Annotated in this window: 23 protein-coding genes and 1 pseudogene; 18 read left to right on the plus strand and 6 right to left on the minus strand. The window is 71.4% G+C overall.

The features are described from left to right. Positions 1–75: 75 nt before the first annotated feature. Positions 76–939 (plus strand): DsbA family protein, encoded by an 864-nt coding sequence (locus ACZLKG_RS02505; protein WP_463647820.1) that lies wholly within the window; start codon positions 76–78, stop codon positions 937–939. Positions 940–1,367: 428 nt separating this feature from the next. Next, on the plus strand, positions 1,368–3,926 hold the full coding sequence (locus tag ACZLKG_RS02510; RefSeq protein ID WP_463647821.1) for a bifunctional metallophosphatase/5'-nucleotidase: 2,559 nt from the start codon (positions 1,368–1,370) through the stop codon (positions 3,924–3,926). A 376-nt stretch (positions 3,927–4,302) separates the two neighbouring features. Here the strand turns inward: ACZLKG_RS02510 and ACZLKG_RS02515 are convergent, their stop codons facing one another. Continuing rightward, a complete protein-coding gene (locus ACZLKG_RS02515; RefSeq protein ID WP_463647822.1) occupies positions 4,303–5,001 on the minus strand; it encodes a TetR/AcrR family transcriptional regulator in 699 nt (232 codons plus the stop codon). 137 nt (positions 5,002–5,138) lie between these two features. On the opposite strand from ACZLKG_RS02515, the gene ACZLKG_RS02520 reads away from it, so the two are divergent. The 11 genes from ACZLKG_RS02520 (at position 5,139) to ACZLKG_RS02570 (ending at position 15,867) form a co-directional block, all read left to right on the plus strand. After that, positions 5,139–6,476, plus strand: a complete 1,338-nt coding sequence (locus tag ACZLKG_RS02520; protein ID WP_425709979.1) for an MFS transporter — start codon at positions 5,139–5,141, stop codon at positions 6,474–6,476. A gap of 308 nt (positions 6,477–6,784) precedes the next feature. Further along, the gene (locus tag ACZLKG_RS02525; RefSeq protein WP_425709980.1) at positions 6,785–7,420 is read left to right on the plus strand and encodes a nucleoside/nucleotide kinase family protein; all 636 of its coding nucleotides are present in this window, start codon (positions 6,785–6,787) and stop codon (positions 7,418–7,420) included. 412 nt (positions 7,421–7,832) lie between these two features. After that, a complete protein-coding gene (yhfZ, locus tag ACZLKG_RS02530) occupies positions 7,833–8,726 on the plus strand; it encodes a GntR family transcriptional regulator YhfZ (RefSeq protein WP_463647823.1) in 894 nt (297 codons plus the stop codon). Positions 8,727–8,749: 23 nt separating this feature from the next. Continuing rightward, a complete protein-coding gene (locus ACZLKG_RS02535) occupies positions 8,750–9,148 on the plus strand; it encodes a hypothetical protein (RefSeq protein WP_425709982.1) in 399 nt (132 codons plus the stop codon). Then, entirely contained in the window at positions 9,142–9,507 is a 366-nt protein-coding gene (locus ACZLKG_RS02540) for a DUF2620 domain-containing protein (protein WP_463648072.1), read from the plus strand. Before ACZLKG_RS02535 ends, ACZLKG_RS02540 begins: the two co-directional genes overlap by 7 nt. 2 nt (positions 9,508–9,509) lie before the next feature. After that, positions 9,510–10,907 (plus strand): YhfT family protein, encoded by a 1,398-nt coding sequence (locus ACZLKG_RS02545; protein ID WP_463647824.1) that lies wholly within the window; start codon positions 9,510–9,512, stop codon positions 10,905–10,907. Then, positions 10,904–11,845, plus strand: a complete 942-nt coding sequence (locus tag ACZLKG_RS02550; RefSeq protein WP_463647825.1) for a phosphotriesterase family protein — start codon at positions 10,904–10,906, stop codon at positions 11,843–11,845. The genes ACZLKG_RS02545 and ACZLKG_RS02550 overlap by 4 nt, the downstream gene beginning before the upstream one ends. Then, a complete protein-coding gene (locus ACZLKG_RS02555) occupies positions 11,842–12,972 on the plus strand; it encodes an aminotransferase class V-fold PLP-dependent enzyme (protein WP_463647826.1) in 1,131 nt (376 codons plus the stop codon). The genes ACZLKG_RS02550 and ACZLKG_RS02555 overlap by 4 nt, the downstream gene beginning before the upstream one ends. After that, positions 12,962–14,137, plus strand: coding sequence for an alanine racemase (locus ACZLKG_RS02560; RefSeq protein WP_463647827.1), 1,176 nt, complete (start codon positions 12,962–12,964; stop codon positions 14,135–14,137). The genes ACZLKG_RS02555 and ACZLKG_RS02560 overlap by 11 nt, the downstream gene beginning before the upstream one ends. Then, positions 14,134–15,387: a phosphopentomutase gene (locus ACZLKG_RS02565; RefSeq protein ID WP_463647828.1), complete on the plus strand. Its 1,254-nt coding sequence runs from the start codon at positions 14,134–14,136 to the stop codon at positions 15,385–15,387. The genes ACZLKG_RS02560 and ACZLKG_RS02565 overlap by 4 nt, the downstream gene beginning before the upstream one ends. A 336-nt stretch (positions 15,388–15,723) precedes the next feature. Continuing rightward, the gene (locus ACZLKG_RS02570; RefSeq protein ID WP_463647829.1) at positions 15,724–15,867 is read left to right on the plus strand and encodes a hypothetical protein; all 144 of its coding nucleotides are present in this window, start codon (positions 15,724–15,726) and stop codon (positions 15,865–15,867) included. A gap of 386 nt (positions 15,868–16,253) precedes the next feature. Here the strand turns inward: ACZLKG_RS02570 and ACZLKG_RS02575 are convergent, their stop codons facing one another. Together ACZLKG_RS02575 and ACZLKG_RS02580 are read right to left on the minus strand one after the other, a co-directional pair. Then, a complete protein-coding gene (locus tag ACZLKG_RS02575) occupies positions 16,254–16,733 on the minus strand; it encodes a PIN domain-containing protein (protein ID WP_463648073.1) in 480 nt (159 codons plus the stop codon). Further along, the gene (locus tag ACZLKG_RS02580) at positions 16,666–16,896 is read right to left on the minus strand and encodes a hypothetical protein (RefSeq protein WP_463647830.1); all 231 of its coding nucleotides are present in this window, start codon (positions 16,894–16,896) and stop codon (positions 16,666–16,668) included. The genes ACZLKG_RS02575 and ACZLKG_RS02580 overlap by 68 nt, the downstream gene beginning before the upstream one ends. 225 nt (positions 16,897–17,121) lie before the next feature. Between ACZLKG_RS02580 and ACZLKG_RS02585 the strand changes: the two genes are divergently transcribed. Further along, positions 17,122–17,739 carry a hypothetical protein gene (locus tag ACZLKG_RS02585; protein WP_463647831.1) on the plus strand — a complete coding sequence of 206 codons (618 nt, stop codon included), beginning with the start codon at positions 17,122–17,124 and terminating at the stop codon, positions 17,737–17,739. Then, positions 17,736–18,314 carry a hypothetical protein gene (locus tag ACZLKG_RS02590; RefSeq protein WP_463647832.1) on the plus strand — a complete coding sequence of 193 codons (579 nt, stop codon included), beginning with the start codon at positions 17,736–17,738 and terminating at the stop codon, positions 18,312–18,314. Before ACZLKG_RS02585 ends, ACZLKG_RS02590 begins: the two co-directional genes overlap by 4 nt. Before the next feature lie 113 nt (positions 18,315–18,427). On the opposite strand, the gene ACZLKG_RS02595 is transcribed toward ACZLKG_RS02590, so the two are convergent. After that, positions 18,428–19,609: an acyltransferase family protein gene (locus ACZLKG_RS02595; RefSeq protein WP_463647833.1), complete on the minus strand. Its 1,182-nt coding sequence runs from the start codon at positions 19,607–19,609 to the stop codon at positions 18,428–18,430. Between the two features lie 88 nt (positions 19,610–19,697). Here ACZLKG_RS02595 and ACZLKG_RS02600 point away from each other — a divergent pair, with 88 nt between their 5' ends. Together ACZLKG_RS02600 and ACZLKG_RS02605 are read left to right on the plus strand one after the other, a co-directional pair. Continuing rightward, entirely contained in the window at positions 19,698–20,078 is a 381-nt protein-coding gene (locus ACZLKG_RS02600; protein WP_463647834.1) for a sterol carrier family protein, read from the plus strand. Next, positions 20,075–20,587: a hypothetical protein gene (locus ACZLKG_RS02605; protein ID WP_463647835.1), complete on the plus strand. Its 513-nt coding sequence runs from the start codon at positions 20,075–20,077 to the stop codon at positions 20,585–20,587. Before ACZLKG_RS02600 ends, ACZLKG_RS02605 begins: the two co-directional genes overlap by 4 nt. 261 nt (positions 20,588–20,848) lie before the next feature. On the opposite strand, the pseudogene ACZLKG_RS02610 reads toward ACZLKG_RS02605, so the two are convergent. Further along, positions 20,849–21,121, minus strand: a pseudogene (locus ACZLKG_RS02610) (hypothetical protein); the annotation flags it as partial. Positions 21,122–21,149: 28 nt separating this feature from the next. Then, positions 21,150–21,584: a helix-turn-helix domain-containing protein gene (locus tag ACZLKG_RS02615; RefSeq protein WP_463647836.1), complete on the minus strand. Its 435-nt coding sequence runs from the start codon at positions 21,582–21,584 to the stop codon at positions 21,150–21,152. 258 nt (positions 21,585–21,842) lie between these two features. Here ACZLKG_RS02615 and ACZLKG_RS02620 point away from each other — a divergent pair, with 258 nt between their 5' ends. Then, positions 21,843–22,412, plus strand: coding sequence for a type IV toxin-antitoxin system AbiEi family antitoxin domain-containing protein (locus ACZLKG_RS02620; protein ID WP_463647837.1), 570 nt, complete (start codon positions 21,843–21,845; stop codon positions 22,410–22,412). Positions 22,413–22,502 lie beyond the last annotated feature (90 nt).

Raw genomic sequence — 22,502 nt, forward strand, 5'->3', positions numbered from 1 at the left:
GCGAACCGCACGCCCGAGGGGCGCGAACCGCACAATCGATGACTGGGAGGGCCGCTCGTGACAACCGGAGGAAGCATGTCCCGAACCGTTCGCCCGGCGCTCGCCGCCGGCGTCCTCGGCGCAGCACTCGCGCTCGCCTCCTGCTCGTCCGACTCTGACGAACCCGCGACCACCGAGTCCGGCACCGGGCAGGACGCGCCCGACGACGCCGCCGCCCAGGCTGAGACGGAGGCCCGGGAGCGTGCGGAGGAGGACCAGGAGCGTGCGCAGGAGGAGCGGGAGCGCGCGGAGGAGGCCGCCGCCGTGCTCGCGGGCGTGCCGACCACGGACGTCGACGTCGTCGCGGAGGACCCCGCGTACCCGACCGCGGTCGGCGAGGCGGAGGCCGAGGTGACGATGGTGGTCTTCGGGGACTACCTGTGCAGCTACTGCCAGGCGATGGCCACCCAGTCGATGCCGGAGCTGCAGGACCTCGTCGACGACGGCACCCTGCGCATCGAGTACCGCGACGTCGGCGTCCTGGCGCAGCAGTCCGTCACCCTCGCGGAGGCCGCGTGGGCGGCGGCGCAGCAGGACGGGTTCACCGAGTACCACGATGCGCTGATGGCCGAGCCGATGCAGGCCGCGCAGGTGACGACCGAGGCGCTGGTCGAGCGCGCCACCGAGGTCGGGCTCGACGCCGAGCAGTTCGCCGCGGACCTCGAGGACCCGGCCACGGCCGAGCAGATCCGGGCCAACGGTCGGCTCGCGACGGACCTGGAGCTCACCGGCACCCCCACGACGGTGGTCGGCGGGTACGTGATGGTCGGTCTGCAGGACGCCGAGACGCTGCGGCTCGCCGTCGAGGGTGTGGCCACGGGGGTCACGCCCGGCGGCGCCGAGACCGAGAGCGGCGAGGGCGCGAGCGAGGGGGCGAGCGACGACTCGGTCGCGGGCTGACCGGGGCTTGCGTTGCGCCGGCGCGGGTTGACCCGGCACTGCGGTGACCGGTCGTGGGCTGACTGGGGTCGTGGGGCCCCGGCGCGGGCTGACCGGGGCTTGCGTTGCGCCGGCGCGGTGAGTCAATCAGGTATTCGCCGAGTCAATCGACGCGGGGGACTGCCTCGGCGCTTACCCCACTGCCTCGGCAACGGGCTCGTCGCACCTCACTGCCTCGGCGCCTACCCGACTGCCTCAGCACCAGGCTCCGCACGCGAGAATCCGTGCACGCACCGGTGACCACGTGGTGAAGCCACAGGTCGGACCGACCAACCGCGGGTGAACTCTTGGTGGCCGCTCGGTGAGACCCGGGGATCGGCATGGGACCGGCGATAGCCTGGCCGCGCCCTACCCCTGTCGGCCCGACGAAAGACTGAGGTCTCCCCCATATGTCACGCCCCTCTACGGTGAGGATCACGGCCAGCGCCGGCGTCCTCGCTCTCTTCGGCTCGGTCGCCGCGGCGGCCCCGGCCCTCGCGGTCCAGAACGACGACGGCACCGTCACCATCGACCTCGCCGTCATCACCGACTTCCACGGACACATCGAGACGGCCGCCCAGGTGCAGACCGTCGTCGACAGCATCCGCGCCGAGAACGAGACAGGGACCCTGTTCCTCTCCGCCGGCGACAACATCGGCGGCTCCGCCTTCGTCTCGGCGATCGCCAACGACCAGCCGACCCTCGACATCCTCAACGCGATGGAGCTCGACCACACCGCCGTCGGCAACCACGAGTTCGACCAGGGCTACGCGGACCTGCGCGACCGCGTGATCCCGGAGTCGAACTTCACGCACCTCGGCGCCAACGTCGACGGCGCGCCCGAGATCTCGGACCCGGGCTACGCCATCGAGGAGATCGACGGCGTGCGGGTCGGCATCATCGGCACCGTCACCTCCGACACCCCGAACGTCGTCTCGCCGGCCGGTATCGAGGGCCTCGAGTTCCTCGACGAGGTCGAGGTCGCGAACCAGCGCGCCGCCGAGCTGTCCGACGGTGTCGACGACGAGGGCAACGGCGAAGCCGACGTCGTCGTCGCGCTCATCCACGAGGACGCCGACATCATCGCCCCGGGCCTGTCCGAGGACATCGACGCCGCATTCGCCGGCCACTCGCACCTGGTGAAGTCCACCGAGACCGGCGCCGGTGCCCCGCTGCTGCAGCCCGGTAATTTCGGCAGCCACGTCGCCAACACCCAGCTGACGATCGACCCCGAGTCCGGCGAGATCACGGTCGACACGGCGGAGAACATCGAGATCACCGAGGAGACCGCGCGCGACGCGGACATCGAGGCGCTCTACCAGGACGCTCTGGCCGAGAGCCTCGAGCTCGGCCAGGAGCAGGTCGGCTCCGTCGTCGCGCCGTTCGACCGCGGCTCGCGCACGGGAGCACCCGACGGCACGAACCGTGGCGCGGAGTCCACGCTCGGCAACTTGCTCGGCGACGCCGCGCTGGCGTCGGCGAACGAGTTCAACCTCGGCGCCGACATCGGCGTCATCAACCCTGGCGGTATCCGCGCGGACCTCGACCCGGACGGTGACGGCGTTGTCACCTACCAGGAGGCGTTCGACGTCCAGCCCTTCGGGAACACGATCGGCGCCGTGACGATCCCGGGCTCCGACCTGCGCCTGCTCCTCGAGCAGCAGCAGCGCACCGCGACGGACTCGCACCCGTACCTGGCGCTCGGCTGGTCCGAGAACCTGGACTACGTGTGGGACCCGGAGAGCAACGAGATCCTCTCCCTGACGATCGACGGCGAGCCCGTGGCCGACGACCAGCAGGTCCGCATCGCCGGTAACACCTTCCTGCTCGCGGGCGGTGACACGTTCACCGGGTTCACCAACAACGCGAGCAACTTCGTCGACGCCGGAGTGCAGGACGTCCAGGCGCTCAACGACTACCTGGCGGCGAACGAGGAGCTCTCCCCGACCTACGAGCAGCGCTCGATCGGCTGGACCGGTCCGACGTCGGCTGCCGCCGGCGAGACCGTCTCGGTGGACCTCTCGGGCCTGTCGTTCACGACCGAGGCGGCCGCCAAGCCGTTCGAGGTCGAGGTGCTCCTCGGCGACGAGGTCGTCGGGACCGCCGACGTCGACAACACCCCGTCCGACGGCTACAACACGACCGGCACGGCGACCGTCGACATCACCATCCCTGAGGGTGCCGAGGTCGGCGAGCAGTCGCTGACCGTCAGCGCCGAGCCGACCGTCGCCGAGGTGCCCTTCGAGGTCACCGAGGGTGCCGAGCAGCCGGGTGAGCCGGTGCCGCCGTCGCCGGGTCGTGGGTTCTACCTGAACGACGGCTGGGGCATCTGGGCGGATCACGAGTTCAGCTTCGGCCGTCCGGGTGACGAGGTGCTGGTCGGTGACTGGGACGGCGACGGCGCGGACACCCTGGCCGTGCGTCGGGGTAACGCCTACTACCTGAGCAACTCGCTGTATGGCGGGGCGGCGGAGGTCGAGCTGACCTACGGCCGCGCGGACGACGCGGTGCTGGTGGGTGACTGGGACGGCGACGGCAGTGACTCGTTCGCGGTGCGCCGGGGGAACAGCTACTTCCTGTCGAACTCCCTGACCGGTGGGAACGCCGACGCGGAGCTGGACTACGGCCGCGCCGACGACACCGTGCTGGTCGGGGACTACGACGGCGACGGCATCGACACCTTCACGGTCCGTCGCGGCAACACGTACTACGTGTCCAACTCGCTGAGCACTGGTTGGGCGGAGGTCGAGCTCGACTACGGCCGTGCGTCGGACGACGTGCTGGTCGGTGACTGGGACGGCGACGCGGTCGACACCTTCGCGGTGCGCCGCGGGAACCTCTACCTGGTCTCGAACTCGCTGACGTCCACGGTGGCCGACACCGAGGTCCGCTACGGCCGGGCCGGCGACGAGGTGTTCGTCGGTGACTGGAACGGCGACGGCTCCGACACCCTGGGAGTCCGCCGCTGACACGCACCCCACGAGTGCGGGGATATTTCCTCACCAACGAGGGGATTCTTCTCCACGAGTGCGGGGAATCTTCCTCACCAGTGAGCGCCGCCCGGACCTCGGTCCGGGCGGCGCTCACTCGTTCGTCGGGCCGCGGGCACCCCCGGGGCGTGGCCTGGCCGGTGAGTCAATCGGCGAAGCGGTGAGTCAACGCCCCGGGCGACTGCCTCGACACGTACCCGATTGACTGGGCGACAGCGCGACGCCAGGATCCACTCCACGCACCCCAGCGGACCGAGCCCCGCTCTCCCGCGGGGAGGCAGTCCGTTCACTCGCCGGGAGGAAATCCCCTCACTCGCGGGGAGGCAGTCCGCTCTCCCGCGGGGAGGAAGTCCCCTCACTCGTGAGGGGGTGGTTCGAGGCGCGCGACGACGGCGTCGATCGTCGCCCGCACCACCTCGGGGTCTGGGCGGTTCGAGCGGAAGAACGCGTGCACCGTGAAGCCCTCGACCAGGGCGTCCAGCGCCTTGCGCGTCGGCTCGGCGAAGTGCAGGGCGAGGGCGTCGGAGGACATCTGCGTCCACTCGTTGCGCAGCGCCCCGACGGCCGGGTCGTGGTTGCCGTAGGCGTACAGCTCGAGCATGGCGGTGGTGTCGCGGGGCGTGGAGTACTCGTCGTCGGAGATGAGGGCGGCCAGCGCCGTGCACGCCTCCTCCTGCGACCGGGCCCCCTCCATCGCCGCGCGGAACTGGCTGGTCATCGTGCGTACGAGCTGCCGGAACGCCTCCTCGAAGATTTCCTCGAGCCCGTCGAAGTAGTAGGTCATCGACCCCAGCGGCACGCCCGCACGCTCGGCCACGGCGCGGTGCGTCGTCCCCCGCACGCCACCCTCGGCGATCGAGTCGAGGGCCGCCCGCACGATCCGCTCGCGCCGCTCGGGGTCGTTCGCCCCGCGCCTGCGCCCGCTCGCGCCGCCCGGGCCCCGTCCGGGCGCGGCTGCCTTGCTCCCTCCGCCCGCGCCTCCCGAGCCCGGTCCTGTCGCGGCCCCCGTGCCCCGTCCTGTCGCGGCCCCCGTGCCCCGTCCTGTCGCGGACATCTCATCCTCCGGTCGTCGTCGGCCGTACCCTCGTCCCGCTCGTCAGTGTACATTTGTCCGCGAAACATGTACGAACGTACACGAATGGCGAAGCGAGCACGCTGCGCGCACGCGACGAAGGTGCCCTAGGAGGTTGTATGTCCGAGGTGATCGCCCGCCACGAGTCGGGGGTCGGCCGTCGACGGCTGGCGCTGCTCGCCCTGTTCCTCCTGCCCGGCCTCGCCATTTCGTCCTGGGTGACGCGCACGCCCGCGATCCGTGACGCGATCGGTGCCTCGACGGCCGAGATGGGCCTCGTGCTGCTCGGCCTATCGGTCGGGTCGATGGTCGGCATCCTCGCGGCGGGCCCGCTGGTCACGCGGTTCGGCGGGAAGCCGGTCGTCGTGGTCGGGATGACGCTGCTCGTCCTCAGCATGCCGACGATCGGCCTCGGCTCCGCCCTCGGTGAGCAGTCCGTCATCACCGCGGGCCTCGCGCTGTTCGGCGCCGGCATGGGGTCCGGCGAGGTCGCGATGAACGTCGAGGGCGCCGCGATCGAGGAGCTGACCGGGCGCTCGTTCCTGCCCGTCATGCACGGCTGCTTCAGCCTCGGCACGGTGATCGGCGCCCTGCTCGGCATGCTCGCCACGTGGGGCGGCTTCCCGGTCGGCGTCCACCTCGTCCTCGTCGGCGCCGTCGCGCTGGTCGTCGCCCTGGCGAGCATGAGTCTCGTCCCCGGTGGTACGGGTCGGGTCGACCCCGCCACCCGGGCGCTCACCGCCGCCGGGCCGCGCGTGCGGGTCTGGAAGGACTCCCGCCTGCTGCTCATCGGGCTCGTGGTGCTCGCGATGGCGCTCGCCGAGGGCACCGCGAACGACTGGCTGCCGCTGATCATGGTCGACGGCCACGGTGTCGATCTTGCCCTCGGCTCCGCCGTCTACGCCGTGTTCGCCGCCTCGATGATGGTGGGGCGCTTCGCGGGCGGCGCGATCGTCGAGCGCATCGGGCGCCCGGTCGTGCTCGCCGGGAGCGCGATGTCCGGCGTCGTGGGTCTCGGGCTCGTCGCGTTCGTCGACAGCCAGCTGGTGGCCGGGCTCGCCGTGGTGCTGTGGGGCCTGGGCACCTCGCTCGGCTTCCCGCTCGCACTGTCCGCGGCCGGCGACTCCGGGCCGGAGCCGGCCTCGCGCGTCGCGCTCGTCTCGACGGTGGGCTACCTCGCCTTCCTCGTCGGCCCCCCGGTGCTCGGCTTCCTCGGGGAGGAGGTCGGCCTGCGCAACGCGCTGATCGTCCCGATGGTCGTCCTCGTCGGCGCCGCCTTCCTCACGCCAGCCACCGCTCGTCGCGGCGCCCCCGACGACGACGCGCCCACCTCCCGTACCCCTGGCGCCGGGGAGGGCGGCGCGCCTCGCGCGGACGGGGGCCACGGTCCCGGCACGACGACGTCGCACGCCGGCTCGGGTGAGTCCCTCGCCCCGGTCGGGGCTCGCCGGGAGTGAACCGGCTCGCCCGGAGTGTCGCGGCTCCCCGGGAGTGAGGCGGCTCGCCGGGGGTAGCCGGCGGCGGTCGGGTGCGGGGCGGGCGTGCCGCGGGGGACCGGGTTGTTCGTTCCGCGCTCCGCTGTCGATTGCGGTGTCATCGATAGCTTCGCTGTCGATATCGCCGTGATCGACAGCGGCGGTCCGGGAGGCGATCCCCTCCGCCGCGTTCCGCGTGACGCAGGATGGTGCGGTGACCATAACGACGAGGCCGCAGCCCCGCGGCTGCCCAAGGGTTGATGGCCCCGCCGCGAGATCGGCGCGGACCGGTGTCTGACGCGCTGGTCGAGAGCGCGGCGCGGCTGGCCCGGGAGGGGCAGGCGCGGTCCGGACGCCGCCCGATCCTCGGCATCACCGGCGCTCCCGGCGCGGGCAAGTCGACCCTCGCCGCCTCGCTCGCGGAGGGCCTGCGGGCGGGGGGCGTCGTCGTCGGGATCCTTCCGATGGACGGCTTCCATCTCGCGGACGTCGAGCTCGACCGGCTGGGGCGCCGGGCCCGCAAGGGCGCGATCGACACGTTCGACGGTTGGGGCTACCTCTCCGTCCTCGAGCGCGTGGCGGCTGCCCCGGACCACATCGTCTACGCGCCGGGGTTCGAGCGAGAGCTGGAGCAACCGATCGCCGGCGCCGTGGCGATCGAGCCGGACGTCGACCTGGTCATCACCGAGGGCAACTACCTCCTCGCCGACGACGCACCCTGGGACGCGTTGCGCGGCGTGCTCGGCGAGACGTGGTTCGTCGAGGTGCCCGACGCGCTGCGTCGAGAGCGCCTCGTCGCCCGGCACGTCACGTTCGGCAAGAGCGAGCAGCAGGCGCGGGACTGGGTCCGCGACGTCGACGAGCCCAACGCCCGGGCCATCCAGGCAACGCGTGACGCCGCCGACCGAGTGGTCGAGGTCGGCTGAGGGGCTGGCTCAGTCAGGGTCTCGGGGCGATCCGCTACTTTCGCGTTCCGTAGGGGGGCCGATTCGTCGGCTTGAGCGAGACGCCGAGGTTGGACGCCATCGACTGAACGGCGCTCTCGGACCGTCCGAGCTTCAGTCCGATCACTCGTGTGGGCGTATTGCCTCGGGCGAGGGCTGAGAGTTCCTGCTTCTCGGTCGAGGACCATGGCTTGCCTGAGTTGCGTGTCGATTTCGACATGTGACCACCTCGATCTTGATCCTGCCGGGTGGGTCTGACATCGAGCCCGCGTCGGCTCCCCCCGTCGAGGTGCGTCCCTCGGTTGCGGCTGTCCGCGGTGGCAACGGACGCGCAGCCCATTGATTAATCCAGGATCCTGGATATTCTCTCTCCGTGGTGTCGACGGAGATTCTCATGACGCGCGTCGGGTACGTGGTCTCACGCCTGGCGGGCGAGCTCGCCGCGCTCACGCCCGGTGACCGCATCCCGAAGGTCGACGACCTCGCTGAGAAGCTCGACTGCGGCCGCGGGACGATCCAGGCCGCCTTCGCGGTCCTCGAGGAGGCTGCTGCGCTGCGGCTCAAGGCTCGTGGGCGGCTCGGCACGTTCGTCGAGGCGATCGACCACCGCAACCTCTGGGAGCTGTCCGGCCGGCGCTCAGCCTCGCTCGCGATGCCACTGCCGTACACGCGTCGGTACGAGGGGCTCGCCACCGGCCTCCAGGCTGCCTTCGACGACGGCGCCATGCCGCTGACGCTGTCCTTCATCCGCGGCTCGGTCGCCCGGGTCCGCGCGCTGCGCGAGGGACGGGTCGACCTTGCGCTCGTCTCCGCCCTGGCCGCCAGCACCTTCGACGACGTCGAGACCGTCCACGACTACGGCCCCGGCAGCTACGTCGCCGCGCACGCTGTGGTCGTCCGCCGCGGTATGGACCCCACGGACGCAACCTTGAGGGTCGCGGTCGACCCGAGCTCGGCCGATCTGGTCGACCTGGTGGCCCGCGTCTTCCCGGACCTCCCGGCGGAGCGCCGCATCGAGATGTCCTACAACCACCTCGATCGCGCGTTCACCGACGGGGCCGTCGACGCCACCGTGTGGAACGCCGACGAGATCGGTTCGCACATCTCCACGCCCATCGACCTCCACCCGCTGCCCGACTCGGTGGGCGACGCGAACACACGCGGCGTCGTCCTCCGTCTCGCCGGCGACACCCCGATCTCGGTGGCCGTGCTCGACGCGCTGCGCAGCGACCGCGTGCTGGGCATCGCTGACGACGTCGTCGCCGGACGCGCGATCCCCACCTACTGATCCCCGCCTCCAAGGAGTCCCGCATGCATCCCACGGTTACTGCCCGGCTCGACGTCTACCGATCCATGGACACGGTTCCGGACGCGGTCGTCGACGCCGTCGCCGACGAGGTCGACCGCATCGATCCCGGAGGGGCCCTCGACGACGAGGCGGTCGGCTCGTTCGTCTCCCACCTCGTCAGCGCGCTCGCCAGGGCGGTCGACGGCGACACGTCCGTCGAGCAACCCGTGGAGGCCGTCTACGACGAGGTCAGACGCACCGTCCCCGACGCCGACTCACGAGCGAGCGAGCTCGCCGCCCGCGTCTCCGAGCGCCTGTCGGTCGACGTCCCCGAGCCCGAGCGGCGCTTCGTCGCGATCCACCTGGCGGTCATCGACCAGCACCAGACGCAGCACCAGTCCCAGTCGAAGGAGACATCATGAAGATCATCGTCGGAGGCGTGGCGAAGTCCGCCGTGGCCGATGCCCTGAAGCCGATCCTGCGAGAGAGCGACTCGGTCGTCGTCAGCAGCGACATGGATGCGGCGATGAAGCTGCGCTCCGGACAGGCCGACTACTTCCTCGGTACCTGCCACACGGGCGCCGGTGCCAGCCTCGGCGTGCTCGTCGGGCTGCTCGGCACGAACAAGTGCCACACGTTTGCCCGCCGCGTGCCCACGTCCGACGACGTCACGGCCGCCGTCGAGTCCGGCGTGCAGGCGCTGGGCTTCTCGGTCGACCAGGTCGAGGTTGCCGCGCCCACCATCTACCGCGCGCTCGTCGTGCACGACGAAGGACGTTGACCATGGGCACCGTGATGCTCTCCGCTCCGCAGGTGGGGATCAGCTTCGAGGTCTGGCAGTCCGGCGTGGTGCTGGCCGTATCGGCGATCGCCGCCGTCCTGGCCCACTACGCGCTGGCCGTCTTCAACGACGGCGCCCGCCCGTTCATGCTCGACTTCATCCAGGGGCGCACGAGCAGGGCAGCGACCGCCACGATCATCTTCGGCCTGTCCGCCGGATTCATCTTCGGCCTCGGCGCGCCGATGGCCCTGTCCACGGGCGTCCTCAACCCTTGGCTCATCTTCCTGCCCGCCGAGATCCTCGGCCTCATCGCTCCCTGGCCGTGGCTCGCCGCCGCGCTCGGCCTGAGCTGGGGCGCGATCTGCGCGTTCGGCCTGTCCACGGTCAACAACGCCGCGCAGCAGCTGCCGATCGACTTCATCACCGCCCTGCAGCAGATCGGCACGCCGATCCTGTGGCTGTTCGCCATGTTCCCCGTCATCGCCGTCGCCCAGCAGTTCGGCAAGATGCGCGGCGCGATCACGTTCGGCGTCGAGGCCGTGGCGATCGTCGCCACGATGAAGATGTGGCCCAGCATGTTCGCCGGGGCCATCGCGATGGCCCTCGGTGTGGTCATGCTGCTCGCCTTCGCGCTGACCAAGGACCGCACGCGACGGGCAGCCGAACAGAGGGAGCTGTCGACCCAGGGCGCGGAGGCGATCGAGGCGGCCCGGGCGTCGAAGGCAGCGGAGGCCGAGGCGGTCGACCAGCTCTTCGGCCCCAACGCCGAACGCCTGCGCCGCGGGCTGCCGTGGCTCGCGATCCTCGGCGCCGGCGTCGCCGCTCTGTCCGCGACCCACGTCTTCGCCGGCGGCGAGGCCACCTCCTTCCTCATCGCCGACGGCAACGTCACCGAGGCGGCTCAGGTCGACTTCTACCGGGCCTTCGGCTTCATCCCGCTCATCGCGACGACGGCGCTCGCGTCTGGCGCCTACGCGATGGCCGGGTTCACCTTCGTCTACCCGGTCGGCTACCTCACCGGCCACTGGGTCGACAACCCGGTGCTCGCGATCACCATCGCGGCGGTCCTGGGCGCGGCGATCTTCGCCGTCGAGGTCTTTGCCCTGTCGGCCCTCGGTCGCTGGCTGCAGCACTGGCCGTCCGTGCGTGACTCCGCCGACCACATCCGCAACGCGATCCACGAGTCGCTGCACCTCGCGATCCTCGTAGGCTCGCTCATGGCGGCGCTCGCGATGGGCGGCGGGCTGGGCGTGTTCATCGTCGGTGGCCTCTACCTGCTCAACGACGCCATGGGCCGGCCCGTCGTCCGGATGGCCGCCGGTCCTGCCGCGGTGATCATCGGTGGCGTGGTCCTCAACCTGCTGTACCTCGTCGACCTCTTCGCACCGGTCGCCGCGTGAGCATGCCCGGCACGCCGATGATCCGCACCGTCTCGGGCCCGGTGGCCGCCTCGGCGGTCGCCGGCCCGGTCCTCGCCCACGAGCATCTCGCGCTCGACCTGCGCACGGGCGACGACGCCGAGGGTTACCTCGCCCACGAGGACGCGGTCACCGCGGAGCTCGCACGGGCAGCCGACGCGCACGGACTGGCGCTCGTCGTCGACCAGACGGCGCGCGGGATGGGGCGGGACGTCGCCGTCCTCGCCCGGATCTCGGCCGGCTCGGGGGTCGACGTCGTCGCCGCCACCGGCTGGTACTACGCGAGGTTCCATCCGGACGGAGAGCCGGGTGATGACGTCGGGAGGGCGACGGACCTCCTGCTCGCCGACCTGATCGAGGGCATCGACGGGACCGGCATCCGGGCGGGCGTGGTCGCCGAGATCGGTACCCACGCCGAGGAGCCGACACCCGCGGAGTCGATCGGCCTGCGTGCCTCCGCGCGGGCCGCCCGCCGCGCCGACGTCTCGCTCGCCACGCACGCCCACCTGGGCACCGGCGCGCGCGCCCAGCTCGACCTGCTGCTGAGAGAGGGCCTCGACCCCGCCCGGATCGCGATCGGCCACCAAGACCTCAGCGCGGACGAGGACCAGCAGGACGAGCTGCTCGCCGCCGGCTGCTACCTCTCCTTCGACACGGTCGGCAAGGAGTCCTACCGCCCCGACGACGCCCGCCGCACCCGCATCCTCGCGCTCGTCGAGTCCGGGTACGGCGACCGGCTGCTCCTCAGCAACGACATCTCCCGGCACGCCTACCTCGCGTCCGAAGGAGGGCAGGGCTACGGGCACGTCCTGGGACCGTTCGCCGACTCGCTGCGATCCTCGGGGCTGGAGATCGACGACATCGACAGGCTCTACCGGCGCAACGCGCTCCGCTGGCTGACGGGGGTGGGCACCAGATGATCACGAGACCGGAGCTGCCGGCCACGACGCCGCTGCCCGTGATGGACGCGGACGGAGCGTTCGACCTCCAGCAGCGGCTCGTCGAGGCGATGTGCGAGGAGATGCCGGGCGCCGCGCCGTTCGAGGCCGACGCCGGCGTGCGCCCACCGCTGGGTCGGCCCGGAACGACGGCCGGCGTCGAACGCGTCCTCGCCCGCGCGTTCGGCGGAGAGGCGGCGTGCCTCGTCCAGGGCGCAGGGACCGGCGCCATCCGCTCGGCCCTGTCCGCCGGCCCTTGGCGGGCGGGTGTCCGCCGTCTCGTCGTCCACGACGCTCCCGACTACACGACGACGGCGCAGACCTTCGCGGACGGGTGCGTCGAGACCGTACGCGTGGACATGGGTGACGACGACGCCCTGCGGGCGGCGCTCGCCGGCTCGGGCGACGACGCCTGGGTCTACGTCCAGCACACGCGCCAGAGTCTGGAGGACGCGTTTGACCCGATGGCTGTCGTTCGCCTCGCCGTGCAGCACGGCCGCCGCGTGATCGTGGATGACAACTACGCGGTCCTGCGCACGCCGAGCATCGGCGTCGAGCACGGGGCCGCTGCCTCGGCCTTCTCGCTGTTCAAGCTGCACGGGCCGGAGGGGGTGGGCGTGGTGGTCGGGGACGCCGACCTCGTCGATGCCGCCCATGCCGCCAACTACTCCGGCGGCGGCCAGGTTCAGGGGCATCAGGCGCTCGAGGCGCTGCGCGCGCTCGTCACCGTCCCGCTCGCGTGGGCCGCACAGGCCCGGGAGGCGGCCCGGCTCGCCGAGCTCCTCGACGCCGGCCACGTGCCGGGCGTGGTCGGCGCGCGGCTCGCGAACGCCCAGGACCTGTGCGTGGTGGCACTGCTCGAGGAACCGGTCGCCGACCTGGTGCGCGCGGCGGCCGCGCAGCTCGGTGCCGCCCCGTACCCGGTGGGTTCGAACTCGCGCTACGAGATCGCCCCGATGATCTACCGGCTCTCCTCCTCCGCACTGGACTCCAGGCCCGACCTGCGGGAGTGGACGCTGCGCATCAACCCGATGCGGGCGAGCGCCGAGCTCACCGCCCGTCTCCTGCGTCGCGCGCTCGACCAGGTGGGGGGACGCCATGTTTCTTGACGCGTTGCTCCGGCGAAACCCGCTCCTGGTCGACGCTGCGGCCCAGCTGCACGCCGACGGTCGGGTCGAGGCCGATACCTACGTCGTCGACGCCGATGCCGTCGAGGCCAACGCCGCCGCCCTCGCGAGCGTGGCCGCGGAGCACGGGGTCACGGCCTGGTTCGTGGTCAAGCAGCTCGGGCGCAACCCGGCGCTCGCCGCCCGGATCGCCCGTCACCTGCCCCGCGCCGCGGCCATCGACCTGCGGGAGGCTCGGGTCCTGCGTTCGGCCGGCGTCGAGCTGGGCAACGTCGGGCACCTCGTGCAGATCCCGGTCCGTGCCCTCGACGAGGCGCTCGCCTGGCGCCCGTCGCACGTGACCGTCTACGACCGCGCGAACCTCGCGGCCGTGGCTGCCGCCGCGGAACGCGCCGGGATCGTCCAGGACGTGCTCCTGCGGATCGCGGGGGATCCAGCTTCGACCTACCCGGCGCAGGAGGGCGGCATCGACCTCGCGGACGTGGCCGTCCTGCTCGAGGAGTCCGACCGGATGGCGGCGGTGCGGGCCGTCGGCGTCACCGGGTTCCCGTGCGTGCTGCTCGACCCGGTGACGGGGGAGCCGCGGCTGACGACGACGGGCGAGCTCGTCGAGGCTGCGGCAGGCGTTCTTCGCGACCGGGGGATCGATCCGGTGGTGTCGATGCCGAGCCTGTCCAGCTGCTCGACGATCCCCGTCCTCGCTGCGCACGGCGCCACCCACGTCGAACCCGGGCACGCGCTGACCGGCACAACACCGGAGCACGCCCGCCGCGACGACCTCCCCGAGGTCCCCGCGATGGTCTACGTCTCCGAGCTCGCACGCACCGAGCCGGATGCGGCCGTGCTGGGCGGCGGCTTCTACGCGCGCGGTCACGCCGAGCACGCGCTCATCGACCCGCGCGGCGCCGCCGTGCGGGGGCGCCTGATCGGCACCCCGCCGGAGAACATCGACTACTACCGACGCCTCGGCCTCGAGGCGGGCGACTTGGAGCGGGTGCGGCTCGGCGACACCGCCGTCATGGCGTTCCGGACCCAGATCTTCGCCACGCGTTCCCGGGTCGCCGTCGTGTCCGGCGCCGCCTCAGGCACTCCGGTGATCGACGGGATCTACGACAGCCTGGGCACGCGGATCGAGGCCGGACGATGACGGCGACGATCCTCGTCGTCGACGGCCTGGGCATCGGCGCCATGCCGGACGCCGGCGAGCTGCGGCCAGGCGACGTCGAGGCCGACACGATCGGCCACGTGGCCGGCTGGTCGCTGCGCGAGCGCGGACGGCCGCTGGCCGTCCCGCACCTGGCGGCACTCGGGCTGACGGCGCTCCGGCCGGACCTGGGGGAGGCGCTCGAGGCTGGGACCGGGGATGGCCCCACCGGGCTGCCGGCCGGCCTGCGCGCAACGGCACGCCGGGTCGACCTCGGCTACCCGGGCGCCGACACGTTCGCGGGCCACCAGACGATGATGGGCGCGGACATGTCGCACGTGGTGCTGTGTCCCCTCGCGGACCGGATCGACGAGGTCGGGGCCGCGCTGCGGTCGGCGGGCCACCGGATCGAGCGACTGGACGGGCAACCTCTGCTCATCGTGGACGGAGCCGCGCTCGTCCACGACAACCTCGAGGCCGACCCGGGCCTCAACTGGAACGTCTCGTGCCGGCTGGACGACCTGCCGTTCGAGGAGATCGTGGCGATCACCCGCGTGGTGCGCGGCGTCGCGCCGGTGGCGCGGGTCATCGCGGTCGGCGGACGGTCGGACGGCCCGCTGGTGGAGTTCGTGCGTGACGGCGACTTCGGAGTGGTCGGGATGGACACCCCGGCGTCGGGCTTCTACCGCAACGGCGGCCTCGAGGTGCTCCACCTGGGTGCGCCGATCGACCATGCCCGCCAGCTGCCGCAGGTGGCCGCGTCCCGCGGGAAGCGGGTGACCCTCATCGGCAAGGCTGCCGACATCCTCGAGTGCGACCTTCCGGTGGAGAGGCGACCCGGTGTCGACACCGCCGATGTCCTACGGTGGACGCTCGAGGCGCAGGAGAGCTCCGACCTCGTGGTGGCCAACGTCCAGCAGACCGACCTCGCGGGGCACCAGCAGGACGCCGGGCGTTACGCCGACCTGCTCGAGCAGGTGGACCGGGCGCTTGTCGAGCTGACTGCGGGGCTGAGCGGCGAGGACCTGCTCGTCGTCACCGGTGACCACGGCAACGACCCGACGATCGGGCACGGCTATCACACGCGCGAGTACGTGCCGGCGCTCGTCGTGGAATCACGGTACGGGACCGACCGCGGAACGGAACGGAGCGCGGCGTCGGCAGCCGCTGACCTTGGGTCGCTCCGTGAGGTCGGTGAGCTGTCCGCCCACCGGTTGGGAATCGACGAGCCGGGCTCGGTCCGCCGCGCATAGACCTCAGAGCCAGGTCAGGTTGGACTCATATTCCAGTCGAATCGCTGTCGTTCTTACGGCAGCGCACCGGAGGGAGTTCCGTCATGGGAGCCCCACGCTCGGCGCACGGCAGTCGATCCCTTGCCTCCTCCGACAAGGAGAGTCAGCGTCCGGAGGACTGGACCGTCGCCCAGATCGTCGAGCATCTGAGCGACAACCTCGGTCCGAAGGTGGTCGCCTACATGGTGGGCAAGAGCCCCCAGACCGTGTCGCGCTGGGTCGAGGAGAAGCAGCGTCCCCCGCAGCCTGACGTCGAGCGCAAGCTCCGCGGCGCCCTCCAGATCTTTCAGCATCTCGTTGAGCGGGACTCTCGGCACGTCGCGCGCGTGGTTCATCGGCATGAATCCGCAGCTCGAGGACCGCAGCCCCACCGAGGTCATCGCAGACGGAGACGTCCGTGCCGCGATGGCTGCAGCCCGCGCGTTCTCCACCGGGGGATGAGCCCTCGCGAGCCCCGCACGGTTGACGCCCCAGACCGAGTGTGGCGCGTGGCCCGGTGAGGGATGGGCGACGAGCTGCGGAGCCCGACCCGCGGGTCCCGGGTCCTGCTGCTCGGGCCGAGCGCCGGAGTATGCCGGCCATCGTCGATCGCGCCGCACTCGCCGCAGCGGCACCTGAGTGGGTGCTGGCTGTCGGGGCGCGAGGCTGCTCGGCAGGGGTGTTGTTGTCCGGCGGCCGCTACTGATTTCGGTGTGATCGTTAGCTTCGTTGCCAATATCGGTGTGATCAACAGCGTCGTCCGACGACGAACACCCCTGTCCGCCGCGAGGAGCAGCCTCGCAGTCAGGTGGGAAACTCTGCCCCGCCTCCGATGACGGCAGCCGGTGTTACTGAACGTGCGTCCGCAGCGGGTTGACGACTGTGACGCCTCGGAGGACGGACCCCTCGGCGAGGTTCTCCGTCCAGAGCTCCGCGCAGCCCGCTTCGCTCGCGGCTTCCAGGATCATCGCGCCCCAGATAGACAGCTGGTGTTCCGCCGCGGTGCCCATGGCGTGCTCCACGAGCACGCGATCTGCGTTCACCACTCCCAGGTCAGCGGCTCGACCGACGATCTCGGCGGCTCGCTCGGCCGGGAGTGCGGGCGCGAGCTTTCGCGTGAGAACGACATACAGCTCGAGGAGGACCTGTGTGCTGACGACGAAGTCCCGGTCCTCACCGATCGCCGCTCGAGCGGCTGCCTGCTTGCCGGGCGAGGCCGAGCCGTAGAGGTAGGCGAGGATGTTCGTGTCGAGGAAGACCTCACACGTCGTAGAGGTCGTCTCGACGCCATCCGCGCTCGCCGTCGCCGCTCGGGGATTCGTGCTCAGGCACCATCGCGAGGAGGGGCTCGACGGCCGAGTTGTCGTCGGCGCGCGCGTACCGCTCGAGCGCGTCCGACAGGTACTGGTTGACCGACTCGTTGCGCTGCAACGCGCGAATCCTCGCCCGACGCAGCACGTCGGGGTCGACGGAGAGAGTCAGCGTCACCACGCCGACCAGTGTGGCACTGGTCCAGTGCTGAACGATCGACGGCGCCAAGCAGAAGTCCGCTCACTCGCCGGGAGGGGTGGGGCGAACGAGCAGAACTCCGCTCACTCGCCGGGAGGGGCGGGCGGAGCGAGCAGAACTCCGCTCACTCGTCGAGGGGAGCCGGGGACCTCTGACGGGGGAGCGCTGCCACTACGCAGGACCTCGCGCGCCTCCTACTGTCAGGCCATGACGCCGCCCCCGACGCCCCCACGCCACCGATGGCGCCAGCCCGCACTGGGCCTGGCCGTCGGCGTCGTGGCCGCCGTCGTCGTCTTCCTGCTCCTCGGCCTCGTCCGCGACGACCCGGCGGACGAACACATCACCGGCTACCGCCTGAGCGACGAGGACGCGCTCGCGCCCGGCCCGGTCTCGCTCGTCTCGGTGTGGGACGTCCGCCAGCCGTCGTCGGTCCCGGGTCTCGCGGCGCCGACGGGAGACCGCTACATCACCCTCGTCGTCGCGATCGAGGGCGACGTCGGCGCCAGCTCGGACACCGCGACCGATGAGACCGCCACCGATGACGACACCCCCACCGACGCCCCCACCGAGGAGTGGATCGACCTCGACGGCCTGGAGCTCACCCTCTACGCCGTCGACGACTCGGGCGAGCGCGAGGAGCTCGTCCCCACCGATCGCGGCCGGCGCACGCTCGACGGCATCGGCGGCGAGGTCCGCAGCATCGACCCTTACTGGATCCGCGCCGGCTACGAGCCCCCGTCCGGCGACGTCGAGCACTACGAGATGGACATGGTCGTCGACGGGGAGCGGTACACGCTCGTCGCCCGCACGGAGGAGCAGGAATGACCGACGACGACGCCCCCGCCCCCACCCCCGCAGCCGGAACGCGAGCCGCGAACTCCCGCACCCCCTTCTGGGCCACCGCGACCCTTGCCTTCGTCCTCGCGCTCACCGTCCTGGTCCTGCTCCCGCGCGGAGGCGCAGCGACGCCGGCCGCCGCGGGCGAGGAGGTGAGCGCCGAGCTGACGGACGGCGTGACCGTCACCGTCCTGCCAGAGCTGCGGGACCTGGGCTGGCGCGCGGCCTCCTCGACCCGCCCGTACGCGCTCGACCTCCGCCTGACGATCACCAACGACTCCGAGGAGCTCTTCCCGCGCTGGTACCGCGTCGAGGTGTTCGAGGCCGGCAACGTCGTCGAGGGCGAGGACCTGGGGGAGCGGCTGACCGGCAGCCTGCAGACCGCGCACGTCCCCGCGGGCGGGCAGGCGTCCACCGATCTCTCCTACTCCCACGACCGGCCGTGCGGGGAGTTCGTCGCCCGGATCTCCTACCGGCTCACCCTCGAGGGCGGCGACGAGAATCCCGACGTCGACGTCCCCCTCACCGTCGGCGACGAGGAGTGTCTGGCCGAGGGCGAGTGAATGCGCCGCCGCGGTGCCGTCGGTACGCCCCTCGGTGAGGCCCTATCTACTGGAACATCTACTGGAAAGATTTCCCGGGAGGGCTGTGTTGCAGCAGGTCAGCCGCACGCCGGCTACTGCAAAATCTTTACAGTAGGTTCACGTAGTGGCCCTGTCGGGCGCCGCACCCGCGGCACAGGCTGCGGCCCCCGCGCCCGCAGCCACCGCTCGGCCGGGTGCTCGACCTGCGAGTACAGGGCCCACGCCGCCGCCTGTGACACCACGAGCAACGCTCCCCACTCCAGCGCCGCGCCCACCCCGAGCGACGCCAGGCCGAACCCGTCGGGCACCACGTGGTTCCACGCCCGGATGACGGGCTCGTGGATGAGGTACCAGGCGTAGGACCACGCCCCGAGCCGGATGGACACGCGGTCGCGCACAAGGGTGGGCCGCCCGTCGATGTCGTGCTGCGCGGCGGCCACGATGAGCAGGGCGAAGACCGGCGTCGACCACCATTGCGACCCGGAGTACGGCCCGAACCCCGCCTCCGCGCCGGCCACCCGCTCCCACGGCACCATCGCGGCGTGGAAGGCGACCACCAGCACCGCGGCCGGCCAGTACCCCACGGGTGAGCGCCCGCCCCGGCGCACCATCACGGCGCACAGCACCCCGATCACGAACTGCACGAGCCGCGACGGCGGGAAGTAGTCGAGCCAGAACCCCTCCCAGCCGGCGGTGCCGTACACCCACCACAGGCCGAGGAGCACGACGCCGCATCCCACCCACAGCGCCCCGCGCCACCGCCTGCCGTCCGCCGCGATGGCGAGGAGCGCGGGGAAGAGCAGGTAGAAGAAGGCCTCGTCGCTCAGCGACCACGACGCCGGGTTCGCCCCGTCCTCCCACAGCGGGTGCCAGGCCTGGAGGAAGAGGAACGTCGTCGCTGACTCCCACGCCCCCGGCAGCTCGTCGATCCACCAGTAGATCGCCAGGGAGATCGCGCCCGTCGCCGCGACGAGCGGCCACAGCCGCGCGAACCTGCGCCACATGAAGACGCCGAACCCCACGGGCCGGTCGAGGTAGGTCCACGCGAGCACGAACCCGGACAGGAGGAAGAAGAACGTCACGCCCGTGCGGCCGAACGCGGTGAGGTAGCTGAGCACCGGCACCTCGCCGACCTGCGCGCTCAGGTGGTACATCACCACGAGCAGCGCCGCCCAGAACCGCAGCCCCGTCAGCGAGTGCAGCCGCGACGGGAAGTCGCGCCCGACGGCGCCCACGCGCGCGCCGCCCCCACCGGTCCCGCTCGCTCTCGACACGAGCGGACACGTTACGGGCGCGCCGCCCGCGCCGCAGGATCGGCGGCCCGGAGCACCGCCCACCGAGAGCCCGACCTACCCTGGGCCCATGCCCCGACGCCGCATCGACCCCACGATCGGGCTCGCCGCCGTGCGAGCCTGGCAGGAGGACCCGGACTCGATGTCCCGGGCCGACCTCATGACCGCGGTGCGGTTCACCCTCGAGGAGCTGGCGATCTCCTCCCCGGGCGGGGCGCTGGAGGTGCGGGTCCCGCCGGCCGGCGCGGTCCAGGCCATCGCGGGCCCGCGGCACACCCGGGGCACGCCCCCCGGCGTGGTGGAGACGGACCCGGCCACGTGGCTCGCGCTCGCGAGCGGCGACCTGGACTGGGACGCGGCGGTGAGCGAGAGGCGGGTCTCGGCGTCGGGGGAGCGGGCCGATCTCGGCGCGTGCCTGCCGCTCGTGCGCCGGGGTAGGTTCAGCCAGTGACGCAGCACGACCCCTCCGGCACCTCCGGCGAGCCGGACCACCACGCCCCCGACGACGGCGCGCCCCCGCCCGCCGACGACCCCGCGGCGCGCCCCGAGGACCTCGAGGGTGAGAGCGACCAGGCCGCCGAGACCAACGCCGACGCCCCGAACGACACGTCCGACGCCGAGCTGGAGCCAGAGCCCGAGCCGACCCGGGCGACGACGGTCGGCCATGTGCGCGCTGCCCCGAGGTACGGCCGGTTCATGTGGACCGGGTTCCTGCTGGGGATCCTCGCGAGCATCCTGCTCGTCGTGTTCACGGAGGGGCAGTCGTTCGGCGACGACTACGCCGACGACGTCGGGGGCAACCAGTTCTTCACCGATCGCCTGAGCGACTCGAACGCCATCGGCCTGCTCGTCCTCACCCTCGGCCCGCTGGGCATCCTGCTCGGCGCGTTCGTCGCGTACCTGCTCGACCGCCGCTCGCTCCGCCGCCGCGAGCGCGCGACGCGCGGGCTGACTGACTGACCCCGCCAGAGCTTCTGTGCGACACCGTGCTCGTCGTACGTCACACTTGAGGCGCCGGCGACAAGAGGTCAGCGTGGTCTCTTCCCCAGAGGGGATAGCCGGCGCGCGCACGTGACCGCCTCCGAATCGTCTCTGTCGGCGTTCCTCAGTGGTCGGAGTGCTGATCTCGTAGCGGTCGTCCTCAATCGCCAGGTAGGACGAATCGTTGGTGACGACGACATCGATCTCACCCGCGACTGCCGCATCATGGATGTGAGCGTCGTCCGGATCGGCCCCGGCGTAGTCAGGGAGGTGCGGGTAGTCGGACAGCACGCTGTCGGTCGATTCTCGAAGCAGTTTCGAGAGTCGGTGAATAGCGGCGCCATCGACCTCCCGGTTGTTCCGCCTGCGGCGGTACGTCACCTCGGACACGATGTCTTCGGTCGTGTGGAGCGTGAACATGCCGCCACCTGAGGCATTTCGAAGGAGGAACAGCCAGTCGCGAACGGTCCTGCTGTAGAGGACATTGCTGTCCGGCAGCACCTTCGTAATCACTCATCCAGGGTAACCGCCGGCGCCGACGTCACTCCCGAATGCCGTGTTCCACTTCCAGGTCACGCAGCTCGGCAAACGCGTCTCGCTGACGGCGCGTCCGTGCCGACCGGAACTCGAGGACGTCCGCTGAAAGCAGTCGGGTATGCGACCCGACCTTGTGGCTCGTCAGGTCGCCGTTGCGGATGTGCTTCATGAGCGTAGGGCGCGAGATGCCGAGCATCCGGGCCGCCACCGTCGTTGACACAACATCGGGCACGGACTGAAACGTGACATCTGCGCCGGAGGCGATCGCCTCGATCGCCCCCCTCAGGAACTCCGACAGCGCAGGTGTCAGGGTGACGGTGTCATCGCCCAGGTCGGAGGTGGTCATCTCAAGAGGCTGGCCGCTACGAGGCGGCAGGTGCGAGATGAGCTGGCGTGCCTCATTGCGCACCTCATCGGTGACAGTCATGGTGGCAGTCACGGTTGCTCCTCTTCGCGACAACGGCGCTCGCCGCGCGTGTGGTGGACCAACAGTGTCCAGCGTTGCACTCGTAAGTGCAACCCTTGATCGACTTCGAGAGTGACGCGTCCGCCGATCGCTGCGCCGCCGCGAGCGCGCGACGCGCGGGCTCACTGACTGACGCGCATCTGAGGCGGCGGTCGAAGCGCCCAGCAGCCGCCGCCTGTCAATAGCGTACCGAAACTGGTACGCTTTTGACGATCGTAGGGAGGTGTAGTGATGAGCTACCGATCCGACCTGTGGGAGATCGCCGCGGAGCAGCACGGCGTCGTCACGATCCGCGAGGCCGAGGATGCGGGGGTGCCTGCCGTGGAGGTGCGCAAGCTCGCGCACCGCGGAGCTCTGCGGGCCTACGGCAACGGTGTGTATCTGCACCGCGATGTCCCCACGACCGAGCTGACCCAGCCGGCAGCAGCAGCAGCGCTGGCCGGCAGCGGCGGCTTCCTGCAGCGTGAGGCTGTGCTCGATCTGCTGGGCCTGGGTCAGTTCAACCCGCATCGCATCCGGGTTGCGACCCGCCGCAGGGTGCGCAGGACTCTTCCTGAGTGGGTCGAGCTCGAGGTGCGCGCAGACGTCACGGACGAGGAGTTGACTGAGTACGAGGGCATCCCGGCGACCACCGTCCGGCGCGCCCTGGAGGACGTGCGCGACAGGATGCCGCCGGAGCGCTGGAGGGCGCTCGTCGACCAGGCGAGCGTGCGCGAGCTGATCGACGACCGCGAACGTGCGGAGCTGGACCAGGACGATGAACACGAACTGCACCAGGACCAGGGAGCACCCGTCGGATGAGAGCCGCTGCACCGCCACTGAACATTGCGCAGCTGAATGCCCGGCTCGAGGAGGCGTCCCGCGAGTTCGGGGTGCCCAGCGCTCGCGTGC

The sequence above is a fragment of the Georgenia sp. Z2081 genome (assembly GCF_055326445.1).